Raw genomic sequence first — 20,416 nt, 5'->3', positions numbered from 1 at the left:
CTGAATTATTTAAATTATAATTACTATGTGTATAGAATAAAATAATATTTAGTATGGAGATGAGATGATAAATTGCCAAGTATAAAAAAGATAGGTCGTTTTTGTCCTACTGATGATGAAGGATATATTATAAATGATGCACATATTGAAAAAGTTCAACCTATATTTATGGAGGTAATACAGGAAATAAAAAATACTTGTTGTGAATTGTTACAGGATGATTTACACAGTGTTTATATAAGAGGCTCAATTCCAAGAGGGATTGGAATTAAAGGTATTGCTGATATAGATGTAATTATATTAGTGCGAAAGGATCCTAAATTAATAGACTTAAGTTGGCGAAAGAAACTAGAAATTAAAATTTTGCAAAAATTCAATTGTATAACAGGAGTGGAATTGAGTTTTTACAGTGAAAAAGAAGTGATAAATTCCAAGAGTTTTTCTTTTATAAGCTTCATGATACAGACACATGGAGTATGTATATTTGGTGAAGATGTAACATTGTCTTTACCTAAATATAAAGTAAGTCAGGAGTTAGCCTATGAACATCTTATTCAATTGGGGAAACAAATTGGACAAGCACGCAAAGAGTTAATACATAATAAAGGCGTGGAAGATATAGCGGATTGTTGTCGTTGGATTATGAAGATAATAATCAGGTCAGGTCTAGCATTGACAATTGAGAGAGAAGGACTTTACTCCAGAGACTTATATCCTGCCTATGAATTATTTAGTAAGCATTTTCCCGAACAAGAAAAAAATATGGGAAAGGCATTACAATATGTAATTGAACCGATAAATGATATAAATGAAATTTTATTATTTTTAAGTACGTTTGGTGAATGGCTGATAGAAAGAGCGGCTGATTTTTTGAATACTATAGATAACTAATAATATATAATAATATTATGTAAACAAAAAGAAGTAGAGAGTGAAATTAATGTTAGTGTAGGTGGAAATGGAATGTAAGATAAGGGGGAATTAGAAATGCTACTAAAAACAATCTACTGTAAGGTGGAAGAAGAGAAAAAAGAGTTATTTTCAATCGCACAAGAAAAATGGCGTGATATACAGCATCTAGATGGTTTTCACGGACAATTTGGTGGATGGAATGAAGATGAGGCGTGTGTTTATACTTTATGGAATGATAGGGGTGCGTATCAATCATTTATGAATGGTGCTCACGATACCATTTATTTAAATAGTAATCAAGAGGATACGTTTCTTTCATGTGAAATTGAACTGTTTCAAACATTGTATGATATAACTGATATGCCTTTGAAAGAGGTTGTTACAGAAGGGTCATTTGTCAGAGTTGCTATATGTGATGTAAAGGGGGAACAGGAAAAGCAGTTTTTACATAAACAAGAAACAATTTGGAATAAAGGAATGGAAAAAGCAAACGGGATGATAGGTGGAGTAGTTGGGAAGTCTTTAAAAACTGAAAATCGTTACATAGTGTTAACTTATTGGAAAGATGAAATGGCGCATCAAAATTATGTAGAAGAGATTTTCCCAGAGCTGTATAAACTAGCTAATATTCATGAGGATTTAAAAGATATAAGAGGTAAACAAGCTGTATGTAAGGAAGAGTGGCTTGTATATTAAGTGTTCAAAACGTGCATAAATGAATGTATAATAAAGATATTTTCTTATAAACGAGTAATTAATAGAAGACGTTATATACCCTTTCATGTTAATATGTTTAAGTTATAATAGAAGGCTTACCCTTTTGTATTGTACGGTAGAATCAGTGTGAGCTAGAATTTTTTTGAAAAGGATGTGCCTAATTTGCGTATCAATAAATTTATTAGTGAAGCTGGAAAAGCGTCTCGACGTGGAGCAGATAAACTAATTAATGAGAGAAGAGTAATTATTAACGGTAAGGTTGCAAAAATTGGTGACCAAGTAAATCCAGGTGATGATGTACGCGTAAATGGAGAGCAACTTCGTATTGCTCGAGATCACGTATATATCGCTTTAAATAAACCAGTAGGTATTACATGTACGAGTGAAAAAGCTGTAAAAGGTAATATTATCGATTTAGTGAATCATCCATTACGAATTAGTCACATTGGACGTCTTGATAAAGACTCAGACGGTTTAATTTTGTTAACGAATGATGGTGATATCGTTAATGAAATTTTACGTGCTGAAAACAAACATGAAAAAGAATATATCGTTTCAGTAGATAAGCCAATTACACCTGATTTTCTAGAGAAAATGGCAGCTGGTGTGAAAATTTTAGGAACGAAAACGCTTCCTTGTGAGGTAACACAGTTATCAAAATATGAATTCCAAATTATTTTAACTCAAGGGTTGAATCGTCAAATTCGTCGTATGTGTGAAGCTTTAGGTTATCAAGTATACACGTTAAAGCGTACAAGAATTATGAATATAGAATTAAATAATTTACCTGTTGGACAGTGGAGAGATTTATCGAAGAAAGAGAAACGACGTCTATTTTCAGACTTAAATTACGAACCACAAGATTGGTAAAATTGAGAAGAGGAAACCAAAAATCTATTTTTGGTTTCTTTTTTTATTAAATAAAAAATCATTTTTAAACACTTGCAAAAATAAAATGAATAAGATATAGTAAATAACAATTAATGGATGTACTTTTAAAAGCAAAGAAAAGGACACGAGTTATTTTATCCGGTTTTATACAGAGAAGGAAGGAAAGCTGAGAACTTCCTAACGCAGAAAAATAACTTACCACCTTAGAGCTGCACTGGGGAAACTAAGTATCTAGTGCCGTGTAAGCGACGTTATCGCAAAAGAAGCCATTATGTTTTTTGTGATGGGAATCTGGGTGGAACCACGGATATAAGCATATTCGTCCCTATTTTAGGGATGAATATGCTTTTTTGTATTCAATTTCATAATAAGCGAAGAAAAGGACACGAGTTATTTTATCCGGTTATACAGAGAAGGAAGGAAAGCTGAGAACTTCCTAACGCAGAAAAATAACTTACCACCTTAGAGCTGCACTGGGGAAATTAAGTATCTAGTGCCGTGTAAACGACGTTACCGTAAAAGAAGCCATTGTATATTTACAATGGGAATCTGGGTGGAACCACGGGTAAAAGCACGCTCGTCCCTATTTTAGGGATGAGTGTGCTTTTATTATGAAATGGAGAGATGAAAAATGAAAGAACAGATGATTGAAATGAAATTTCCGGATGGAAGCGTTAAAGAATTTGTAAAAGGAATTACTTTAGAAGAAATTGCGGGATCCATTAGCAGTAGTTTAAAAAAGAAAGCAGTCGCAGGGAAAGTAAATGATCAGTTATATGATTTACGCCGAAATATTGAAGAAAATGCGGAAGTAGAAATCGTTACTATAGATTCAAATGAAGGGGTAGAAATTGCAAGACACTCTGCGGCACATATTTTAGCGCAAGCTGTAAAGAGGATGCATGGTAATGTAAACCTTGGTGTAGGACCTGTTATTGAAAATGGATTTTATTATGATATGGATCTTCCGAGTAGTGTAAACGTAGAAGATTTACCGGAAATCGAAAAAGAAATGAAAAAAATTATAAATGAAAATATAAAAATAGAGCGAGTTGAGGTTTCACGAGAAGAGGCAAAAAAACTGTTTCAAGAAATGAATGATCACCTGAAATTAGAATTGTTAGAAGCAATTCCTAGTGGGGAAAGTGTAACACTATATAAACAAGGTGAATTTGTAGACTTATGTAGAGGACCTCATTTACCGTCAACAGGCTATTTGAAAGCATTCCAATTAACTCACGTTTCTGGTGCATATTGGCGAGGTGATAGTAACAATCAAGTGCTTCAGCGTATATATGGTGTTGCGTTCTCTTCTCAAAAAGAATTAGAAGATTATTTACATTTCGTTGAAGAAGCAGCAAAAAGAAATCATCGTAAATTAGGTAGTGAGCTGGAGTTATTTATGTTTTCTGAAGAGGCTCCGGGAATGCCATTTTATTTACCGAAAGGACAAATTATTCGTAATGAATTAGAAGCATTTTTAAGAGAAATTCAAAAAGAGTATAAGTATCAAGAAGTACGTACTCCGTTTATGATGAACCAAGAATTATGGGAGAAATCAGGACACTGGGGACATTACAAAGACAACATGTATTTCTCTGAAGTAGACAATAAAAGTTTCGCATTAAAACCAATGAACTGCCCAGGACATATGTTAATGTTCAAAAATAAATTACACTCTTATCGCGAATTGCCAATTCGTATGTGTGAGTTCGGTCAAGTACACCGACACGAATTTAGCGGGGCATTAAATGGATTATTAAGAGTACGTACTTTCTGCCAAGATGATGCTCATTTATTTGTAACTCCAGAACAAATTGAAGATGAAATTAAATCTGTAATGGCGCAAATTGATTATGTTTATAAAACTTTTGGATTCGAATATGAAGTAGAGCTTTCTACTCGTCCAGAAGATTCAATGGGTGATGATAAGTTGTGGGAGCAAGCAGAAGAGGCATTAGAAAATGTATTACATTCATTGAATTATAAATATAGACTAAATGAAGGTGACGGTGCATTTTATGGACCGAAAATCGACTTCCATATTAAAGACGCCTTAAATAGAAGTCATCAGTGCGGGACAATCCAACTAGATTTCCAAATGCCAGAGAAGTTTGATTTAAATTATATAGATGAGAAGAATGAAAAGAGAAGACCAGTTGTCATTCACAGAGCAGTTTTAGGATCTTTAGACCGTTTCTTAGCGATATTAATTGAGCACTTTGGAGGCGCGTTCCCGGCATGGGTGGCACCGGTTCAAGTGAAGGTCATTCCAGTTTCGAATGCAGTCCATGTACAATACGCAGATGAGATTGCGGATAAATTAGCACAAGCTGGCATTCGTGTTGAAAGAGATGTACGAGATGAAAAGTTAGGATATAAAATAAGAGAAGCACAAATGCAAAAAGTTCCTTATGTTCTTGTTATTGGGGATAAGGAAATGGAGAACGGATCTGTAAATGTACGTAAATACGGTGAAGACCAGTCAGAAGTTATTGAACTAAATGGGTTTGTGGAGAGTATAAAAGAGGAAATAAAAAATAAGAAATAGAGATTGATAATAAAATACACCATTAACATGTATTACTGAATTTAAACTCATTAAAGAACCATAATAAATGATGAAGGGATAGCTTAATCGCTATTCCTTCATCATTTATTGCCATATACTTCACTTCATACCGTTAAATCATTTTCTGATTTTATATTAATGGCTTCTTGTAAGAGCTTTTGGAGAACTGCAGCAAAAACAGCAATCACGATAGAGGAGAAAATAATGATCAATCCAATTGGTATAAAACTTGGAGGATCAATTTTTTTTGCCATAAGATAGTAAAGTGGCATACCTAGTATGTATATGGTACCGATAGTGAGGGCACAGTATTTTATATTTTTTAAAGCCTTTACTGATAATACCGAGAACACTTTGTTCTTATCAATATAACTTAAAAGTTTAAAAACTTGATACAGAGCGAAGTAAAAAGGTATCGTCGCTGCGTACATATCGATTAAAACGAGAGATTTCATATAAGCAATAGCTGGATACAATTCTCCAGCGAAATTCCCGATTCTAGGAACTAAAAATATGCACAATGCAAGTACTACTATACCTATAAAAACAATAGCTAGTTTTAAAAAGAGTGTTGAAACTTGTTTCATAAAAAGCACCTCGTTTATTTAATGACAACATGATTTTATCATATAATTTATCGTTTTAAAATAAAACTATATTGTTTTTTAACTTATTATTATTGTTATTTATGTATCCCATTAATTTTGATAAAAATAAAAAACTTGCTCATTACAAAGGAATCCGCCTTATGAAATGGTCTGTAATATTTTTTACCTTACAAAAATGTAAGGTAAATGTAAGCGAAATCGAAGGAACGAGTTTTAGAAAAGTGAGAATATGTAATAGGAAAAAGGTTTACGTAACTCGTGTAATCCTTTCTGATTGAAAAATTTAAAAATTATTAAGGATTTACATGAGAAAAAGATAAGAAATATGTGAGAAATTAATTTTACACAAAAGGGATGGAGTGAAAGAGATGTCAACAAATGTAGTTACTGTAGAACGTGTAGAAAAAACGTATGGGAAAAGAAATGAGAATCAGTCAAAAGCGTTAAGGGGTGTGTCATTAAGTATTAAAGAAGGGGAATTCGTCGGGATTATGGGTCCTTCTGGATCTGGAAAAACGACTTTACTTAATGTGATTAGTACATTGGATCAAGCAACGGGTGGCAGTGTGACAATAGCTGGTACAAATATTACTTCTATGAAGGGGAATGCATTATCTGATTTTCGATCTCAAAAATTAGGGTTCATTTTTCAAGATTTTAACTTACTAGAAAACTTATCAATTTATGAAAATATCGCTTTACCACTTTCTCTGCAAGGCGTACCTTCAAGTGAGATTACGGGGAAAGTAAATGAGGTTGCAAAGAAATTAGGGATTACTGAAATTTTAACAAAATATCCAACTGCTGTTTCTGGTGGACAAAAGCAAAGAACGGCGGCAGCACGAGCTTTAGTACATAATCCAGCAATCGTATTAGCAGATGAACCGACTGGTGCGCTTGATAGTAAAAATGCAAAAAGCTTATTAGAAGCGATGCAAGATTTACATGAAAATCACAATGTAAGTATTTTGATGGTTACACACGATGCATTTAGTGCGAGTTATTGTGAGCGTATTTTATTTATTCAAGACGGTCTTCTTTATAAAGAGTTAACGCGTCAAGGAACGCGAGAAAATTTCTATCAAGACATTTTAGGCGTGCTCGCTCATATGGGCTCAGCTGCTGAGTCTAAGTAGGGGGCGAGACTATGTTATTCAAATTATCACGTCATAGTATGAAAAAGATGTTAAAAGATTATATGGTTTTACTTATTGGTCTCGTTATTAGTATTAGTATTTTCTACATGTTCCAAACGATGGCGATGAATAGTGAATTTACGAAGGATAATAGTCTTATTAGTAGTATTAGACTCGTATTCTGGGTAGGTGCCATACTATTATCGTTCATTACTGTATTTTATATTATATATGCCAATTCTTTCTTACTCACATTAAGAAGAAAAGAACTCGGTATGTACATGATGCTCGGTGCGAAAAAGAAAAAAGTAGCACAGTTATTATTTATTGAAACATTCGGTATGGGGATTGTCAGTATTATTATCGGGATCTTAGTGGGGATGTTGCTTGCAAGTGTAGCAGGAAACTTTTTAATGAATGGTATGGAAATTTCAGCGAAAGGTAGTTATTCATCTGTATATACACCAGCAATCTTAGTTACAGCTATTTTCTTCTTAATACTATTTTTTATTACTGGTTTAATGAATAGCATCCGGTTATTACGTAAAACAGAATTGGAGTTAATTCGTGAAGATGAAACACTAGATGAAGTAAAGAAAAGTAAAACTCGCATTATTATAATGACGGTACTTGGTATATTGCTAGTAAGTATAGGATACTACTTTATGATCAATGTAAAAATATATGCTGAATTAGGCTTTATAATAGCGACAATCGTTACAACTCTTGGAACATATTTTATCTTTAGTTCATTGCTCCCATTTTTTGTGATGAAAATTAAAGGGAATAAAAAACGAAATGAAACGGGCTTAAATAGTTTTACATATGCACAGCTACGCTTTCGAGTAAATAGCTTATCGAGAGTACTAGGTACAGTAGCGATGTTAATTGCATTAGGCGCAGGGGCAATGACGGCAGGTATGGCGTTTCAAAAAAATGTAGGTATTATGACAGACTTCTCTCGTGTATATGATGTCGTAATTCATGATCCAAATGATCAAGATAAAGCAGCCTTAAAAGAAATGGAAATTGTGGAAGAAAGCAAGTATAAATATAAAGTAGATGGAGAAGCGGTGTATTACTTACGTAACGACTTAACGGCGAAACCACCACTCGTTTCCGACCACTTTGATACAAAAACTTTAAAAGAGCCAGCTCGAAAACGTGTGGCTGAACCTTTAACTGAACCTGTTTATTCTGCTTTGGAAGCTCCCGAAGCAGCCAATAAACTTCCTCGTATGCCAAGGGATTGGGAAGATGCGGTTGTAAGAGAAATACAAATTACACATAATCAATTTAACGGAAAACCGGTAAGAATTGCTGATGAAGAACACTACAAAGCAGTTCAAGGAACGGAACATAGTGTAACATTAGCAAAAGTAGATGATATGAAAAAATATAAACCGTTGTTGCTCGATATAGATAAGAGACAAAAAGAGCAAATTGAAAAAACAACAGGTACCAAAGTAGATTTATTTACAAAAATGACAATTTATCAGTTTATGAACAGTTTCATGAGTGGAACAATGTTTATGGGATTTTTCCTTGGAATTGCCTTTTTAGCAATGATGGCAAGTTCGCTAATGTTCAAAATATTAACAGGTGCTTCTCGTGACGTACGCCGTTATGAAATGTTACGAAAAATTGGTGTGAGACGTAGTATGTTAACGAAAAGTATTTATAAAGAAATTTCATATTTATTTATCTTCCCAGCGATTATTGGAATTTCCCACGTGTTAGTAGGGCTTAACTTATTCAGTTTTATATTAGTTGACCCGTTTGTAAAGGTGTGGGTGCCGATTGGGATTTTCTTAGTCATTTATTTCATCTATTACTGGATTACTGTCCAACTTTATAAAGGTATGGTAATGCCGAAAGAAGAAGTAGCGAAATAGTTAAAGGAAAAAAGTCTTTGTTTTGAAAACAAGGGCTTTTTTCTTTATTTTTAATACATTTTGACTGAGTCTTTCTATAAAGTTTATATTTGAAAATTAAGAAAATGTTAAGAGTTTATATAGGGGAAAATTAAGAAGTGTATGGGATATTAAAAATGTGCAAAAGATCAAGGTGAAATTGTTGTATATTTATATTTTTTTGAGGTAGTTTTACTGAACTAAATTGATGTTTTTATAAATTTAAAAGAAAGGAAACTACTTATGAAGAAGATAAAAAAATTAATAAAACTTATTGGAGTCATCATTTTACTATTATTAATCGTAGCACTAATATTTCCTACATGGACCTCGCAAATAAAAGGGAAAAACAGTATAAGTACATTAGAGCAAGTAGAGATAAATGGGAGTGGGCATGAAATAATGATACGCGGCAAAGATAAGAACAATCCGGTTATTATTTTTGTACATGGTGGACCAGGTACTTCAGAAATACCATATGCGCAAAAATACCAAAACTTATTGGAAGAGAAATTCACAGTTGTTAATTACGATCAAAGAGCGAGTGGGAAGTCGTATCATTTCTTTGAAGACTATTCGAATCTTACATCAGATCTTCTTGTAGAAGATTTATTAGCTATGACAGATTATGTTTCAAAACATCTTGGTAAAGAAAAAGTAATATTGGTTGGTCATTCTTACGGTACATATATCGGAATGCAAGCTGCCAATAAAGCCCCTGAAAAATATGAAGCATATGTTGGCATAGGGCAAATGAGTGATACAGTAGAAAGTGAAATGGATAGTTTAAACTATGTGATTGAACAGGCACAAAGTGCTGGGAATACAGATGAGGTTGCCTATTTAAATGAGTTGACTGAAAAAATTAAAAATGGCGATACATACACTCCGAGGAATTATGTTGCAAAATATGGTGGAACATCAAGACTCATTGAAAATCCAGATGGTGATAATATTGGGATGCTACTCAGTAATGAATATAACTTTTTAGATGTAATTCGTTATAACGTTGGATTATCACATTCTCAAACTGTCTTATTAGAAAAGGATTTAAAGAACCCATTGCCTACTAAGGTGACTGAAATGAAGCTACCGCTTTATTTCCTTATGGGAAAATACGACTATAATACTTCATTTCATGCAGCGAAAAAATATTTTGATATGATTGAAGTGAATCAAAAAGAATTCATTACTTTTGAAAAGTCAGCTCATTATCCGCAATTTGAAGAGAAGGAAAAATTTTATGAGTGGATGTGCGATGCATTCATAAAATAAATAAAGTATATCCGAACTTTAGAGAATTAAAATAGTTAGCGAGACGTATAAAGATTTTAGCTACATATTATTACGTGAAGCGAAGTTAAATAACAAGACTCTTGTATAAAAAACATGAGTCTTTTTTTTATTGTGCTCTATACAGAAGGAAAAGATTGGATAATGGTCGAAAAATATAATGTAACTTCCGAGAAATGACTGAAAAAATAAAATTTTGTCGAGAGAAAGGGTTAGAAGTATGAAAGAAATGCTACAGTTATTTCGTAACAAAGTGTATGCACGTTTTTTTCTAGCAAATATTTTAGAGCGACTCGGTTCTATGATTGCTGGAGTTTCTTTAATGTTTTATTTGTTAGACCAATACGGAAAACAACCAGTTTACGCAACGATGACACAAATTATGATGGCATTACCTGCATTAATCTTTTTTCTATTAGTAGGGACAGTAGTGGATCGTTTTGATAGACAACGTATTTGTACGGTAAGTAACATATGTTGTTCGCTCTGTAATATCGGAATTCTAATTTCGCTTTATTACGGAATGATTATACTCATCTTTATATTTTTATTTTTGGAAAATGCATGTATACAATTTTTCTCTCCATCAGAACAGTCAATGATACAGGGAGTAGTTGAATCCGACCAATACGGTGCAGCAGCAGGTGTGAATCAAATGGTGAATAGTTTGTATGCTTTGTTTGGTGTAGGAATTGCAACGATGGTGTACTGGACTTTTGGAATATACGGAAGTATTTTAGTAAATACGCTCACTTTTATTATGAGTGGTATTTTGATTCAAACGATCTCCATTCCAGAAAAAGTGCGTTTGCCAAACGGTAGAACAAAATGGAAAGAAGTTAATTTGAAAATGTTAATAACAGAGTTTCAAAAAGGGATCAAGTATATATATCAAAATGAAACTTTAAAAAAATTACTTTTAGGATTTATCGTGTTTGGACTATTAAATGGTATTTTAAGCGTATCCACAACTTACATATTAAAATATAAATTAGCACCAGCAACGTATGAAAGTTTAGCGATGGTGGGTGGTGTAGTTGGAGGGATTTCATTACTAATTGGAAGTGTAGTAGCAACAAGTGTAGGGAAGAAATATGCACCCAAGCCTATTATTGTATTTGGTATGGCGGGCTCAGGGGTCTTTTTCGGTATGTGTTACTTTGTAAACCACGTATGGTCTTTTTATGTATGTATCGCTTTTGCGACTTTCTTTTTACCGTTTATTAATGTTGCAATTATGGGCTGGATGTATGAAATTGTAGAAGAATCATTCATGGGACGTGTTCAAAGTTTACTTAGTCCATTAACGACAGGATTCCAGTTGTTATCTCTCGGTGCGATAGCGATGTTGTTCCCGAAATGGATTCGTGCAGATACGTTGTATATTATTTTATTTGGTTTATTATTTTTTGTTACGTGTTTATATCAAACCATTTTACCGAGTGGGAAGAAACGGGTGCAAAGTATAGCTGAAGAGATGTAATATATGCGGTTTTTTGATTTCTGAATATTCTATCGGATGGTAAGGGGAAATCGTTATGTTGATGCGAATTGCTAAATGGTGTGGGGTTACTTGTTTACAACTAGTAGCTGCAATTTTATGTATAATCTGTCTAGGCGCGCTACCGCGTTTATTTAAGGGATTGCAAATTGATTTAATCGGTTTTTGGAACACAGTTGTATTTCTTGGAGGGAAGTTACTACAACCAGGTGAAATAACATATGGATTTCGAGACTCAAGAAAATTATTTCCGCAAATATGGATTCATTATTTTGAAACGATGATTGTATTTCTATCAGCGTTTTTACTATCTTTGCTTATAGCGTATGTACTTGTCGTTTGGGTATTGCAACGTTCTTATATGAAACAGAAAATGTGGAACGGGATTTTTCTTACGCTTGAGAGTATACCAGATATATTACTTATTTTATTATCACAACTTCTTGTCGTAATTCTTTTTCAAAAAACAGGATTTATGCCGGTCAAACTAGCTGGATTAGGGGAAGAAAGGATACGTTTGTTACCGATTATATGTCTTACCATACCAACAACATTATTGTTTATTAAACTGTTGTTATTACGATTTAAAGAAGAATTAGAGAAAGAATATAGTTTATTTGCTAAGAGTAAGGGGCTAAGCTTACGGCATATTTTGACACATCATATTTCAAGAAATGTTTTATTGACGACAATTTATTATGCGAAAACAAATATTTTATTTATGCTTTCAAATTTATATATTATCGAATGGATTTTCAATACATATGGAATGTTTGTTTTTGTAAAAGAAAATTCGAAATTAGAAATATTTACAGTGAGTCTAGTAATATTATACGTACCGCTTTTTATACTATTTCGTATATTACATACACTCTTGCAAAATGTGATAAAGGAGCGTGTGTAATATGTGGCAAGTTGTAAAAAGAGATGTGAGATTTTGGATAGGTATTACTTTTTTAAGTGTACTAATGATTGTTAGTATTGGATATACGGTGTTTTTTGATGGGAATATTCGCGAGCTTACGATGATGTATAACGAAAAAGGAGAACTAGAGGCAGCTCCATTTTCGCCATCAAGTAAATTTTGGTTTGGAAGTGATGTGAAAGGCCGCGACCTTGTTCAATTAATAATAGAAGGCGCGAAATGGACAGTTGGAGCGAGTATAATTATAGCGATTTTACGAGTTATAGTTGGAGGGGGAGTTGGTTTACTTCTTGGTATGTATGGTAAACGTTCTTTTCCAGTTATTTCATCATTTTTTGATCCTTTTAGTATTGTACCAATGGTCATGATTTCTTATTTTATGTTAAATGAAGTTTTAACGTTTGACAGTGGAGCGGAAGTTGTGCCGTTGTATTTGCGGGTGGCATTTCAAATTATAGTTCTTGTATTTCTTGCTGTACCAACAGTTATGCTATATGTAGCGCAAGAAGTAAAACGTATTAAGAAAGAGGAATTTATGTTGGCAGCTGCTGTTCTCGGCGGGAGTAAATGGCAGAGGTTGAAGCGCCATATATGGCCGCATATGTTACCACCATTTCTTTTATTAGTAGCCCAACAATTTGTGAGTACTTTATTGCTTCTTTTACACCTTGGTTTGTTGCAATTATTTTTTGGTGGAACAATAACCTTCAGTGGAATGGATCCAGATAGTGTAACAAAAGAATGGACGGGCCTAATTGGTCAAAACTTCCGCCATTTAACTACACATACGTGGATTGTACTTATACCAATTACTTTTTATAGTATGACAATTTTAGGGGGAAATCTAGTTAGTAATAGTATGCAAGATGCGATTAAACTAGGAAATGTAAAAATACCTAAGAGCAAGGATAAAGAGGTAAAGGAAGAGAAGCGAGTACAAACTAATATGAATGATTTTTCCTTTTATAGAGAGATACAAAAATAAAAAAGATAGCTGAAGACAAATTGTTTTCAGCTATCTTTTTGTTTAAAGTGGTGGTAAATCAATCTTACCTTCTTCAAATAATTCTTTTATCATATGCTTCGTATAACCAGCGGCTTGACCAAAGGTGATTTTTGCTGGCATTGGTGCTTCATTTACATCTACAACTACATCAATAATACACGGACTATTTTGTTTTACCGCACTTTCGAAAGCAGGAAGTAGTTCATCTAAATTCTCAACACGGTATCCAATACCTCCGCACGCCTCTGCGTATTTTGCAAAATCAGGGTTTGTTAAGTCTGTACCAAATTCGATATTCCCCATAACTTCTTGTTCGAATTTAATCATGGCGATTTTATTATTGTTTAAAACGACGACAACGATGGGTAGTTTATATTTAACAGCTGTTACGAAATCGTTCATTGTCATTCCAAAACCACCGTCACCACAAACCGCAAATACTTGTTTATCCGGGAAAGCAATTTTTCCAGCAAGTGCACCAGGTAAACCGCAGCCAAGTGTTGCGAGCCAGCTAGAAATAATAAATTGCTGATTTGTCATACGAAAGTGCCTTGCTGTCCATACTGTTACATTTCCGACATCGACTGATAATATTGCATCATCATGAGCTACTTGTTGCAGTGCATGCATAACGCGTTGTGGTTTAATTGGAGTAGAAGAATCTTCTTCTTGATTGTGTAATTTTTCTTCCCACTTTTTCATCATTTCTTGGTGATGCTCTAAGAAGGAATGGTCCTCGTGTTTTTCTACATTTTCAATTAACCATTTTAATGTTTTATCAGCATCACCAGCTAAGCCAATATCTGTTACGTAACGTTTTCCTATTTGGGCAGGATCAGTATCGATATGAATTGTTTTTGCTTTTTCGGGCAAGAAACCTGTGAACGGATAGGATGTACCAATCATAATTAAAGTATCCGCATGTTTCATTGCTTCATAAGAAGGTTTCGTTCCAATTAATCCTAATCCACCGATACAAAGTGGATGTTCATCAGGAATAATTCCTTTAGCTGGCAATGTAAGTACGATTGGAGCACCAATATGTTCTGCGAAAGTAAGTAAAGATTCTCTCGCATGTTTCGCACCCTTTCCAGCTAAAATAACAGGCTTTTTCGCTTCATTTATTGCGAGTTTAGCAGCATGTAAATCTTCTTCTTGCGGAAATAATTCAGGTAATGTAAAAGAAGTATTTGTAACACGAGCACCACTTTTTACTTCGAATTTTGGAACATCATCTGGAATCGTAAGAACAGATACACCTTTTTTCGTATAAGCCATTCGAATCGCTTGATTCACGACAGTAGGCAACTGTTCTGCTGACATAATGCGCTGGTTATATACCGCAACATCATCGAATAATCTTTCTAAGTTTACTTCTTGGAAAAAATCCGTCCCGAGTAAATCTGTTTCTACTTGACCTGAAATTGCTAGAACAGGGGCTTTATCGAGTTTAGCATCATATAAACCATTTAATAAATGAATAGCACCGGGCCCTGCGATTGCCATACAAACGCCGAGTTTCCCTGTTAATTTCGCATAGGCAGCTGCTGCAAGTGCACCAGCTTCTTCATGGCGCACTTGAATAAATTTGATCTTATCTTGTTTTTTTCGTAAAGCTTCAATTATAGAATTGATGGAATCTCCAGGCATTCCGTATATATGTTCTACTCCCCAGTCAATTAAAAGGTCAACTAGAGCTTCACCGGCTGTTTTCCCAAACATAATTTTTCCTCCTTATAATTAGGTAGATACTATTATGTTTTGGAGAAAAAGGAAAAATATACAAATGATTATATTATTATCTTTAATGATGACCAGCGAATAGCGTAAATACTGCAATTAGTAAAAAACCACTAGTTGCCCATGTTAAAAATGAAAGGAAAGAGAGCTGTTTCTTTGCTTTCCAAAGCATTTCATGAATTGTAACATAGCCAAGGGAACCGATAGCACTTCCCATAATGAGCCCTTGTAGATGAAGAGCTTTTCCTTCCATCAAAATGCCAAAAACAGTACCGGTACCGAGAATAAGTGAAAGTAATAAAGTTGTTAGTAAAAATGAAATATATTTATGCTTTGTAAAGAGAAAGGGGATAATTAAAGCTAATCCTTCAGGAATATGGTGAACAACGATTGCTATTAAAAAAGGAACTGCAGATTCAGCATGATTAATAAAAGCTGTACCTAAAGCAAATCCACTTGGCAAATTATGAATAAATATAGCAAAAGAAAGAAAAAGGAAAGTTTGCCACGCTTGTTGATCTTTTTTATGTATCATTGGATGGTGACAATAGTTATCTAATAAGCTCATAACTAAAATACCGATAGCTATACCAAGTATAGGCCCAATTATTTCATAGCTTGCAAATGTTTCAGGAATAATTTCAAGGGATAAAAGGCCAAGCAAAATTCCGCCACATAATGCATATAAACGATGCATTTTTTCTTCAATTAGTTGGCGCGTAGCAATGCCGACAGCACCGCCTAATAGTAATCCACCGAATGAAAAAAATGTAACTATCATAGGAATCCATAATCGTTCCATCGTATCACACTCCGATTCTTCCACTTATTTTTAGCTTACGAAAAGGAAAGTTAGATTAGTCCAAGTAATTGTGTTTGATTATAGAGAAAAAACTAATAATTCGTTATAATTTATATATTAAACTTAAGTGGAAATATGAAATGGGGAATACGTTTGCAAACAAAATGGAGTCTATCTGAATACGAAAATCCAAAACGATATGATATAGAAAATAAAAGTCTGTCAGATTTTCCGTTCTTACTATCATGGGCACAAAAACTAAATATACAAAATGAATGGATTCTAGATATTGCCTGCGGAACAGGAAGGGTTACAATTCCATTTATAGAAAACGGATATCAAATGATTGGTGTAGATATACATGAAGGTATGCTTGCTGAAGCAAAGACAAAAACTACGGATTGTAAGAAGGTAAAATGGTTACAACAAGACTGTTTACAATTAAGCATGAATGAAACAATTCCGTTAGCATTTATGGTGGGGCACGGATTCCAGCATTTCCTTACGAATACAGATCAAGATCAGTTATTAACATCTATTCATGACGTATTAGCTGACAATGGTATATTTATATTCGATACACGTTTTCCTTCAAAAGAAGAATTAATACAGCCCTCTACAGAAGAATATTGGACAACTATTAGTGATGAAAAGGGAAGAAAATGTGATTTATATACTGAAATGACATACGATTCAATTCAGCAAATACAGCACTACATAACAACAAGAAGGTTTTATGAGGGGGATACTCTAGTAGAGGAAATAAAAACAGCGATAGATCTTCGCTATACGTATCCACAGGAGTTAGAAAGATTATTAGTAGTGAATGGTTTTGAATTATTACATATATATAATGATTGGGAAGGAAATGAGTTAGGGGAAGACTGCTATTCTATGGTAGTAGTTTGTCGGAAGAAAAAATAGTGTTATTTTTAAAATATGAGTGTGAAAAGCTTTTAAGGAGAGAAAAAGATGACTTGGTACTTAGATAATGTTTATGAAATAAATAAAGAAGCGCCCTATACATTCTATCTTCCTAGCTCAGAAGTTTTGGAGAAATTAAAGGTTGGAGATTTGGTAAAGTTAATTTTTGTAACTAAAATCGAAGACGAAGATGGGTTTCATGGTGAACGAATGTGGGTGGAAATCACTGAAAGAAATGAGAAAAAGTTTGTAGGGGAACTGATCAATGATCCATATCGTTTAGATTTAAAAATAGGTGATAAAATTTCATTTGGAATTGAAAATATATGTGATACGGAATATAATGATCCAGCTTCAAAAGATTGGGACTTTTATTTTGATACGAAGGTAATTGTTAGTGATGATGTACTTGAAAAAAGAGAATTTAACTTTATGCTTAAAGAGGATTCAAGAGAAGAAGGTGACTCTGGTTGGTCAATATTGAGTGGTTATGAAAGTGATGACTATGTCAATAATCCTAAAAACTTTCAAATTATTTCAATTGGAGTCATTTTGAATATAGATGATTCTATTTTACACTTTATTGAGGAACCAGCTTTATGTGCATATGAAAGAAATGATGAAGGTAGATTCTATAAAATTGAAGACTATGATTGGGATGCTTATTTAAATGGATAGATGAAGTTACTATGTTCTAAAGAAAGCGATATATATTATTTCATGCTATGTGCTGGATGAAGGTTTTACAGATTATAATTGAAGAGAATAGTAGTAAATGGAGGAGCTAATTATGCAGCAAATTAAAAAAATAGGAAACTCATTTTGGTATATGACACCTGTTTCTGAAACAGATAGACCTATATTAGGAATGGTCGTTGGACAAGAAAAAACTTTAATGATTGATGCAGGGAATTCAAAAGAACATGCACAATTATTTTTAGAAATGCTAAAAGAACAGAATGGATCAAGTCCTGATTTCGTAGCATTAACGCATTGGCACTGGGATCATATTTTTGGATTGCCTGTATTACAAGATGCATTAACTATTGCGCATGCAGAAACGAAGAAAGAAATGCAGCCACTAGTATCTTATGAATGGACAGATGAAGCGTTGGACGCACGCGTAAAAGAGGGTACTGAAATTGCATTTTGTGCGGATTGCATCAAAAAAGAGTTTGAAGAAAAAGAGAGGAATATTAACATTATTCCTCCAACCTTAACGTTCCAGGATCAAATTGAATTAGATCTTGGTGAAGTGACATGCGTGTTAAAACATGTCGGCGGAGATCATGCACATGATTCAGTTGTTATTTACGTGAAAGAGGAAAAGATATTATTTTTAGGAGACTGTATATATGCAGATATCTTTTCTTCAAAGTGGAACTATACGACGCAACGAACGTTTAAATTAATAGAAGAGTTGGAGTCGTTTGATGCTGAAACATATATTCTTTCTCATGGGACAGCTATAAGTCGGGATGAATTTTTACAAGAGCTGTATTTGCTAAAAACAGTAGGAACATATACAGAAGCTCATAAAGGCGATGAAGAGAATATAAAGGAAGCGTATAAACGAGACGTAAATAGAGAATTAAATGAAGATGAAATAGAAACAATAACGTTTTTTGTAAATGGTTATGAAATGAATAAACTGTAAAACACAACATTAATCAAATATAATTAAATTGCACAAAAAGAGTATTGAAATGTAATTCAATACTCTTTTTAATAGTTAAATATGTAGTTTTAACCAAATTCTAAATATGGGAGTTCATCGTCTGAAGCGATGTCATTCTATCTATTTTTCGTATAGATAGAGGTTCAAGTAGAGGCTTTCTTTGCTAATTCAGTTATATAGTTAAAAAATCCATTGTGGTTTACATCATATACTACATTTACAGGTCGTCCATCAACAGTTTCCATTGTACGCCCCTGGCTAGGTCCATTTGTATGAACAATACTATTAATTGTTTGTAATTTTGCAAGATCAGATTTTCCTACAAACGCAGCAGTTAATACATCCCACAAATAGTAAGTAGAGTTAGTTGAGAAATGAACGAGAGGAGGGACCATTGCATAGCATTGACCAAGAAAATCAATTCCAATATATTTTCTCTCTTTTGCCCAACGTTCACGTATGTCTATAGTTAATGGAACTTGGTTTGTACTTTCTAACGTTACTAAGACGATTTCAATTTTTGATTCCCATACACGTGCTACTGCCTCAGGATCCCAAAATGAATTCCACTCAGCTGTTCCATCATGTTCTGGTTCATGTACATTGCCGGCAGTACGAAATGTGCCTCCCATCCAAATAAGACGTTCAATTTTTTCTTTGATTACTGGTGCTTCATATAGTGCACGCGCTAAATCGGTAAGAGGACCCGTGAATAATAAAGTTGTTTTCTCTTCAGTTTGTAGTAAAGTTTCAATTAAATGATGATGTGCAGGTTTTTCTGCTACGGGTGTTACAACTTTTCCAGACTCATTTAAAATTGGTAAAGCATCTACATAAAATGCATGCATCCGCCAATCTTTTGGAAATGGATTTTTGGCACGGGAATTTGATGCGGCTACTTCAATCTTTCCTTTGCCGAAGCGATCAATAATTTTGCGACTTGCAGACATTGCTGGTTCTAAATAGCAATCTGCAGGGATAACTGAAACCCCTGTAAGTTTGACATTATCCATCTGAAGTAATAAAAATAGTGAAATTAAATCATCTATACCACCATCATGATTAAAGTACACTTTTTTCATCATTGTAATCTCCATCCTATATGATTTAGTTAGGAACTAAATATAAACTTCGGAAAAATCATCAATAATTTCCATCACTTCAATTTTTCCATTGATTAGTAACTCAGGAAGTTCATTACTGACGTTTCCTTTCCAATACTCTCTAGCTTGTTCAATTTTTTGAGAGAAAGGAATACCGTCTTCTTTCGGTAAAAGATTTCCGTTGCCTTCAAAACAATTTCCTATCACTCGTAGTTTAACAATCTGCAAAACTTCTCGATTATAGGAATCAAATAATGCTTTCCATTTCAAAGCATCTTCATAGCTCCTTGCAGCATATAAACAAGACAATCTTGACGGATAATCAGGATACTCTTGTAGCCTAACCATCTCCACAATTGTTTCTCTAACGGCTCTAATTGTTTGATCCATATAATCCATAATTACTGTAGCATTTTCATTCTTTATATGTAATTCTTCATTTGTATAATGTTCTTTTAAAATTTGGATTGCATCTTTACCGTTAGAATTTAAATGTTCTCTTTCAAAAAAGAAATGAAATAGGGTATTCTTTTGATTTTTATCGAAATGCATGATTTGTCCAATCTTCATTTTTTTCTTTGTTACGATGTGATATGCGCAAAACTCTTGTTCATACATAGTTATCCTCCTAGTAGTAATGTAATTCAATGTTACATTTAATAATTCAACATTGAAATATATAAAACCTTTATAAG

At 33.6% G+C, this 20,416-nt stretch carries 18 protein-coding genes and 2 other annotated features; of the genes, 13 read left to right on the top strand and 5 right to left on the bottom strand.

What is annotated here, in order from left to right; translation table 11 throughout:
* Positions 1–72: 72 nt before the first annotated feature.
* The 4 genes from AC1Q8N_RS04605 (at position 73) to thrS (ending at position 5,071) form a co-directional block, all read left to right on the top strand.
* Positions 73–891, top strand: coding sequence for a nucleotidyltransferase family protein (locus AC1Q8N_RS04605; RefSeq protein ID WP_098076266.1), 819 nt, complete (start codon positions 73–75; stop codon positions 889–891).
* Between the two features lie 96 nt (positions 892–987).
* Entirely contained in the window at positions 988–1,608 is a 621-nt protein-coding gene (locus AC1Q8N_RS04600; RefSeq protein WP_098076264.1) for a YdbC family protein, read from the top strand.
* 183 nt (positions 1,609–1,791) lie between these two features.
* Positions 1,792–2,499, top strand: coding sequence for a 23S rRNA pseudouridine(2604) synthase RluF (gene rluF, locus AC1Q8N_RS04595; RefSeq protein WP_001222161.1), 708 nt, complete (start codon positions 1,792–1,794; stop codon positions 2,497–2,499).
* A 125-nt stretch (positions 2,500–2,624) separates the two neighbouring features.
* Positions 2,625–2,850, top strand: a binding site (T-box leader).
* 35 nt (positions 2,851–2,885) lie between these two features.
* Positions 2,886–3,108, top strand: a binding site (T-box leader).
* Positions 3,109–3,151: 43 nt separating this feature from the next.
* Positions 3,152–5,071, top strand: a complete 1,920-nt coding sequence (gene thrS / locus AC1Q8N_RS04590; RefSeq protein WP_048546697.1) for a threonine--tRNA ligase — start codon at positions 3,152–3,154, stop codon at positions 5,069–5,071.
* 125 nt (positions 5,072–5,196) lie between these two features.
* Here the strand turns inward: thrS and AC1Q8N_RS04585 are convergent, their stop codons facing one another.
* The gene (locus AC1Q8N_RS04585; protein ID WP_493521093.1) at positions 5,197–5,679 is read right to left on the bottom strand and encodes a DUF2975 domain-containing protein; all 483 of its coding nucleotides are present in this window, start codon (positions 5,677–5,679) and stop codon (positions 5,197–5,199) included.
* 389 nt (positions 5,680–6,068) lie between these two features.
* Here AC1Q8N_RS04585 and AC1Q8N_RS04580 point away from each other — a divergent pair, with 389 nt between their 5' ends.
* The 6 genes from AC1Q8N_RS04580 to AC1Q8N_RS04555 all read left to right on the top strand — a co-directional run bounded on the left by AC1Q8N_RS04580 (position 6,069) and on the right by AC1Q8N_RS04555 (position 13,453).
* Positions 6,069–6,836, top strand: coding sequence for an ABC transporter ATP-binding protein (locus AC1Q8N_RS04580; RefSeq protein WP_048546699.1), 768 nt, complete (start codon positions 6,069–6,071; stop codon positions 6,834–6,836).
* An 11-nt stretch (positions 6,837–6,847) separates the two neighbouring features.
* On the top strand, positions 6,848–8,731 hold the full coding sequence (locus AC1Q8N_RS04575) for an FtsX-like permease family protein (RefSeq protein WP_098076260.1): 1,884 nt from the start codon (positions 6,848–6,850) through the stop codon (positions 8,729–8,731).
* Between the two features lie 261 nt (positions 8,732–8,992).
* Positions 8,993–10,024 carry an alpha/beta fold hydrolase gene (locus AC1Q8N_RS04570; RefSeq protein ID WP_098076259.1) on the top strand — a complete coding sequence of 344 codons (1,032 nt, stop codon included), beginning with the start codon at positions 8,993–8,995 and terminating at the stop codon, positions 10,022–10,024.
* Positions 10,025–10,262: 238 nt separating this feature from the next.
* The gene (locus AC1Q8N_RS04565) at positions 10,263–11,525 is read left to right on the top strand and encodes an MFS transporter (RefSeq protein WP_368486196.1); all 1,263 of its coding nucleotides are present in this window, start codon (positions 10,263–10,265) and stop codon (positions 11,523–11,525) included.
* 55 nt (positions 11,526–11,580) lie between these two features.
* The gene (locus AC1Q8N_RS04560) at positions 11,581–12,447 is read left to right on the top strand and encodes an ABC transporter permease subunit (RefSeq protein WP_141519948.1); all 867 of its coding nucleotides are present in this window, start codon (positions 11,581–11,583) and stop codon (positions 12,445–12,447) included.
* A 1-nt stretch (position 12,448) separates the two neighbouring features.
* Positions 12,449–13,453 carry an ABC transporter permease subunit gene (locus tag AC1Q8N_RS04555; protein WP_098076255.1) on the top strand — a complete coding sequence of 335 codons (1,005 nt, stop codon included), beginning with the start codon at positions 12,449–12,451 and terminating at the stop codon, positions 13,451–13,453.
* A 42-nt stretch (positions 13,454–13,495) separates the two neighbouring features.
* On the opposite strand, the gene AC1Q8N_RS04550 is transcribed toward AC1Q8N_RS04555, so the two are convergent.
* Together AC1Q8N_RS04550 and AC1Q8N_RS04545 are read right to left on the bottom strand one after the other, a co-directional pair.
* Positions 13,496–15,196 (bottom strand): pyruvate oxidase, encoded by a 1,701-nt coding sequence (locus tag AC1Q8N_RS04550; protein WP_098076253.1) that lies wholly within the window; start codon positions 15,194–15,196, stop codon positions 13,496–13,498.
* Positions 15,197–15,278: 82 nt separating this feature from the next.
* A complete protein-coding gene (locus tag AC1Q8N_RS04545; protein ID WP_060488710.1) occupies positions 15,279–16,016 on the bottom strand; it encodes a ZIP family metal transporter in 738 nt (245 codons plus the stop codon).
* Between the two features lie 135 nt (positions 16,017–16,151).
* Here AC1Q8N_RS04545 and AC1Q8N_RS04540 point away from each other — a divergent pair, with 135 nt between their 5' ends.
* The 3 genes from AC1Q8N_RS04540 to AC1Q8N_RS04530 all read left to right on the top strand — a co-directional run bounded on the left by AC1Q8N_RS04540 (position 16,152) and on the right by AC1Q8N_RS04530 (position 18,597).
* A complete protein-coding gene (locus AC1Q8N_RS04540; protein WP_098076251.1) occupies positions 16,152–16,940 on the top strand; it encodes a class I SAM-dependent methyltransferase in 789 nt (262 codons plus the stop codon).
* A 48-nt stretch (positions 16,941–16,988) separates the two neighbouring features.
* Positions 16,989–17,618, top strand: coding sequence for an immunity protein Imm33 domain-containing protein (locus tag AC1Q8N_RS04535; protein ID WP_048546715.1), 630 nt, complete (start codon positions 16,989–16,991; stop codon positions 17,616–17,618).
* A gap of 112 nt (positions 17,619–17,730) precedes the next feature.
* Entirely contained in the window at positions 17,731–18,597 is an 867-nt protein-coding gene (locus AC1Q8N_RS04530; RefSeq protein WP_048546717.1) for an MBL fold metallo-hydrolase, read from the top strand.
* A 164-nt stretch (positions 18,598–18,761) separates the two neighbouring features.
* Here the strand turns inward: AC1Q8N_RS04530 and AC1Q8N_RS04525 are convergent, their stop codons facing one another.
* Positions 18,762–19,703, bottom strand: coding sequence for a nucleoside hydrolase (locus AC1Q8N_RS04525; protein ID WP_141519947.1), 942 nt, complete (start codon positions 19,701–19,703; stop codon positions 18,762–18,764).
* A gap of 33 nt (positions 19,704–19,736) precedes the next feature.
* Entirely contained in the window at positions 19,737–20,339 is a 603-nt protein-coding gene (locus tag AC1Q8N_RS04520) for a DUF2441 domain-containing protein (RefSeq protein WP_098049368.1), read from the bottom strand.
* Between the last annotated feature and the right edge of the window lie 77 nt (positions 20,340–20,416).

The sequence above is a fragment of the Bacillus sp. GW823-FHT06B01 genome, from assembly GCF_058952315.1.
The sequence above is the reverse complement of the archived record's forward strand: the minus strand, read 5'-3'. Positions and strand labels throughout refer to the sequence as shown.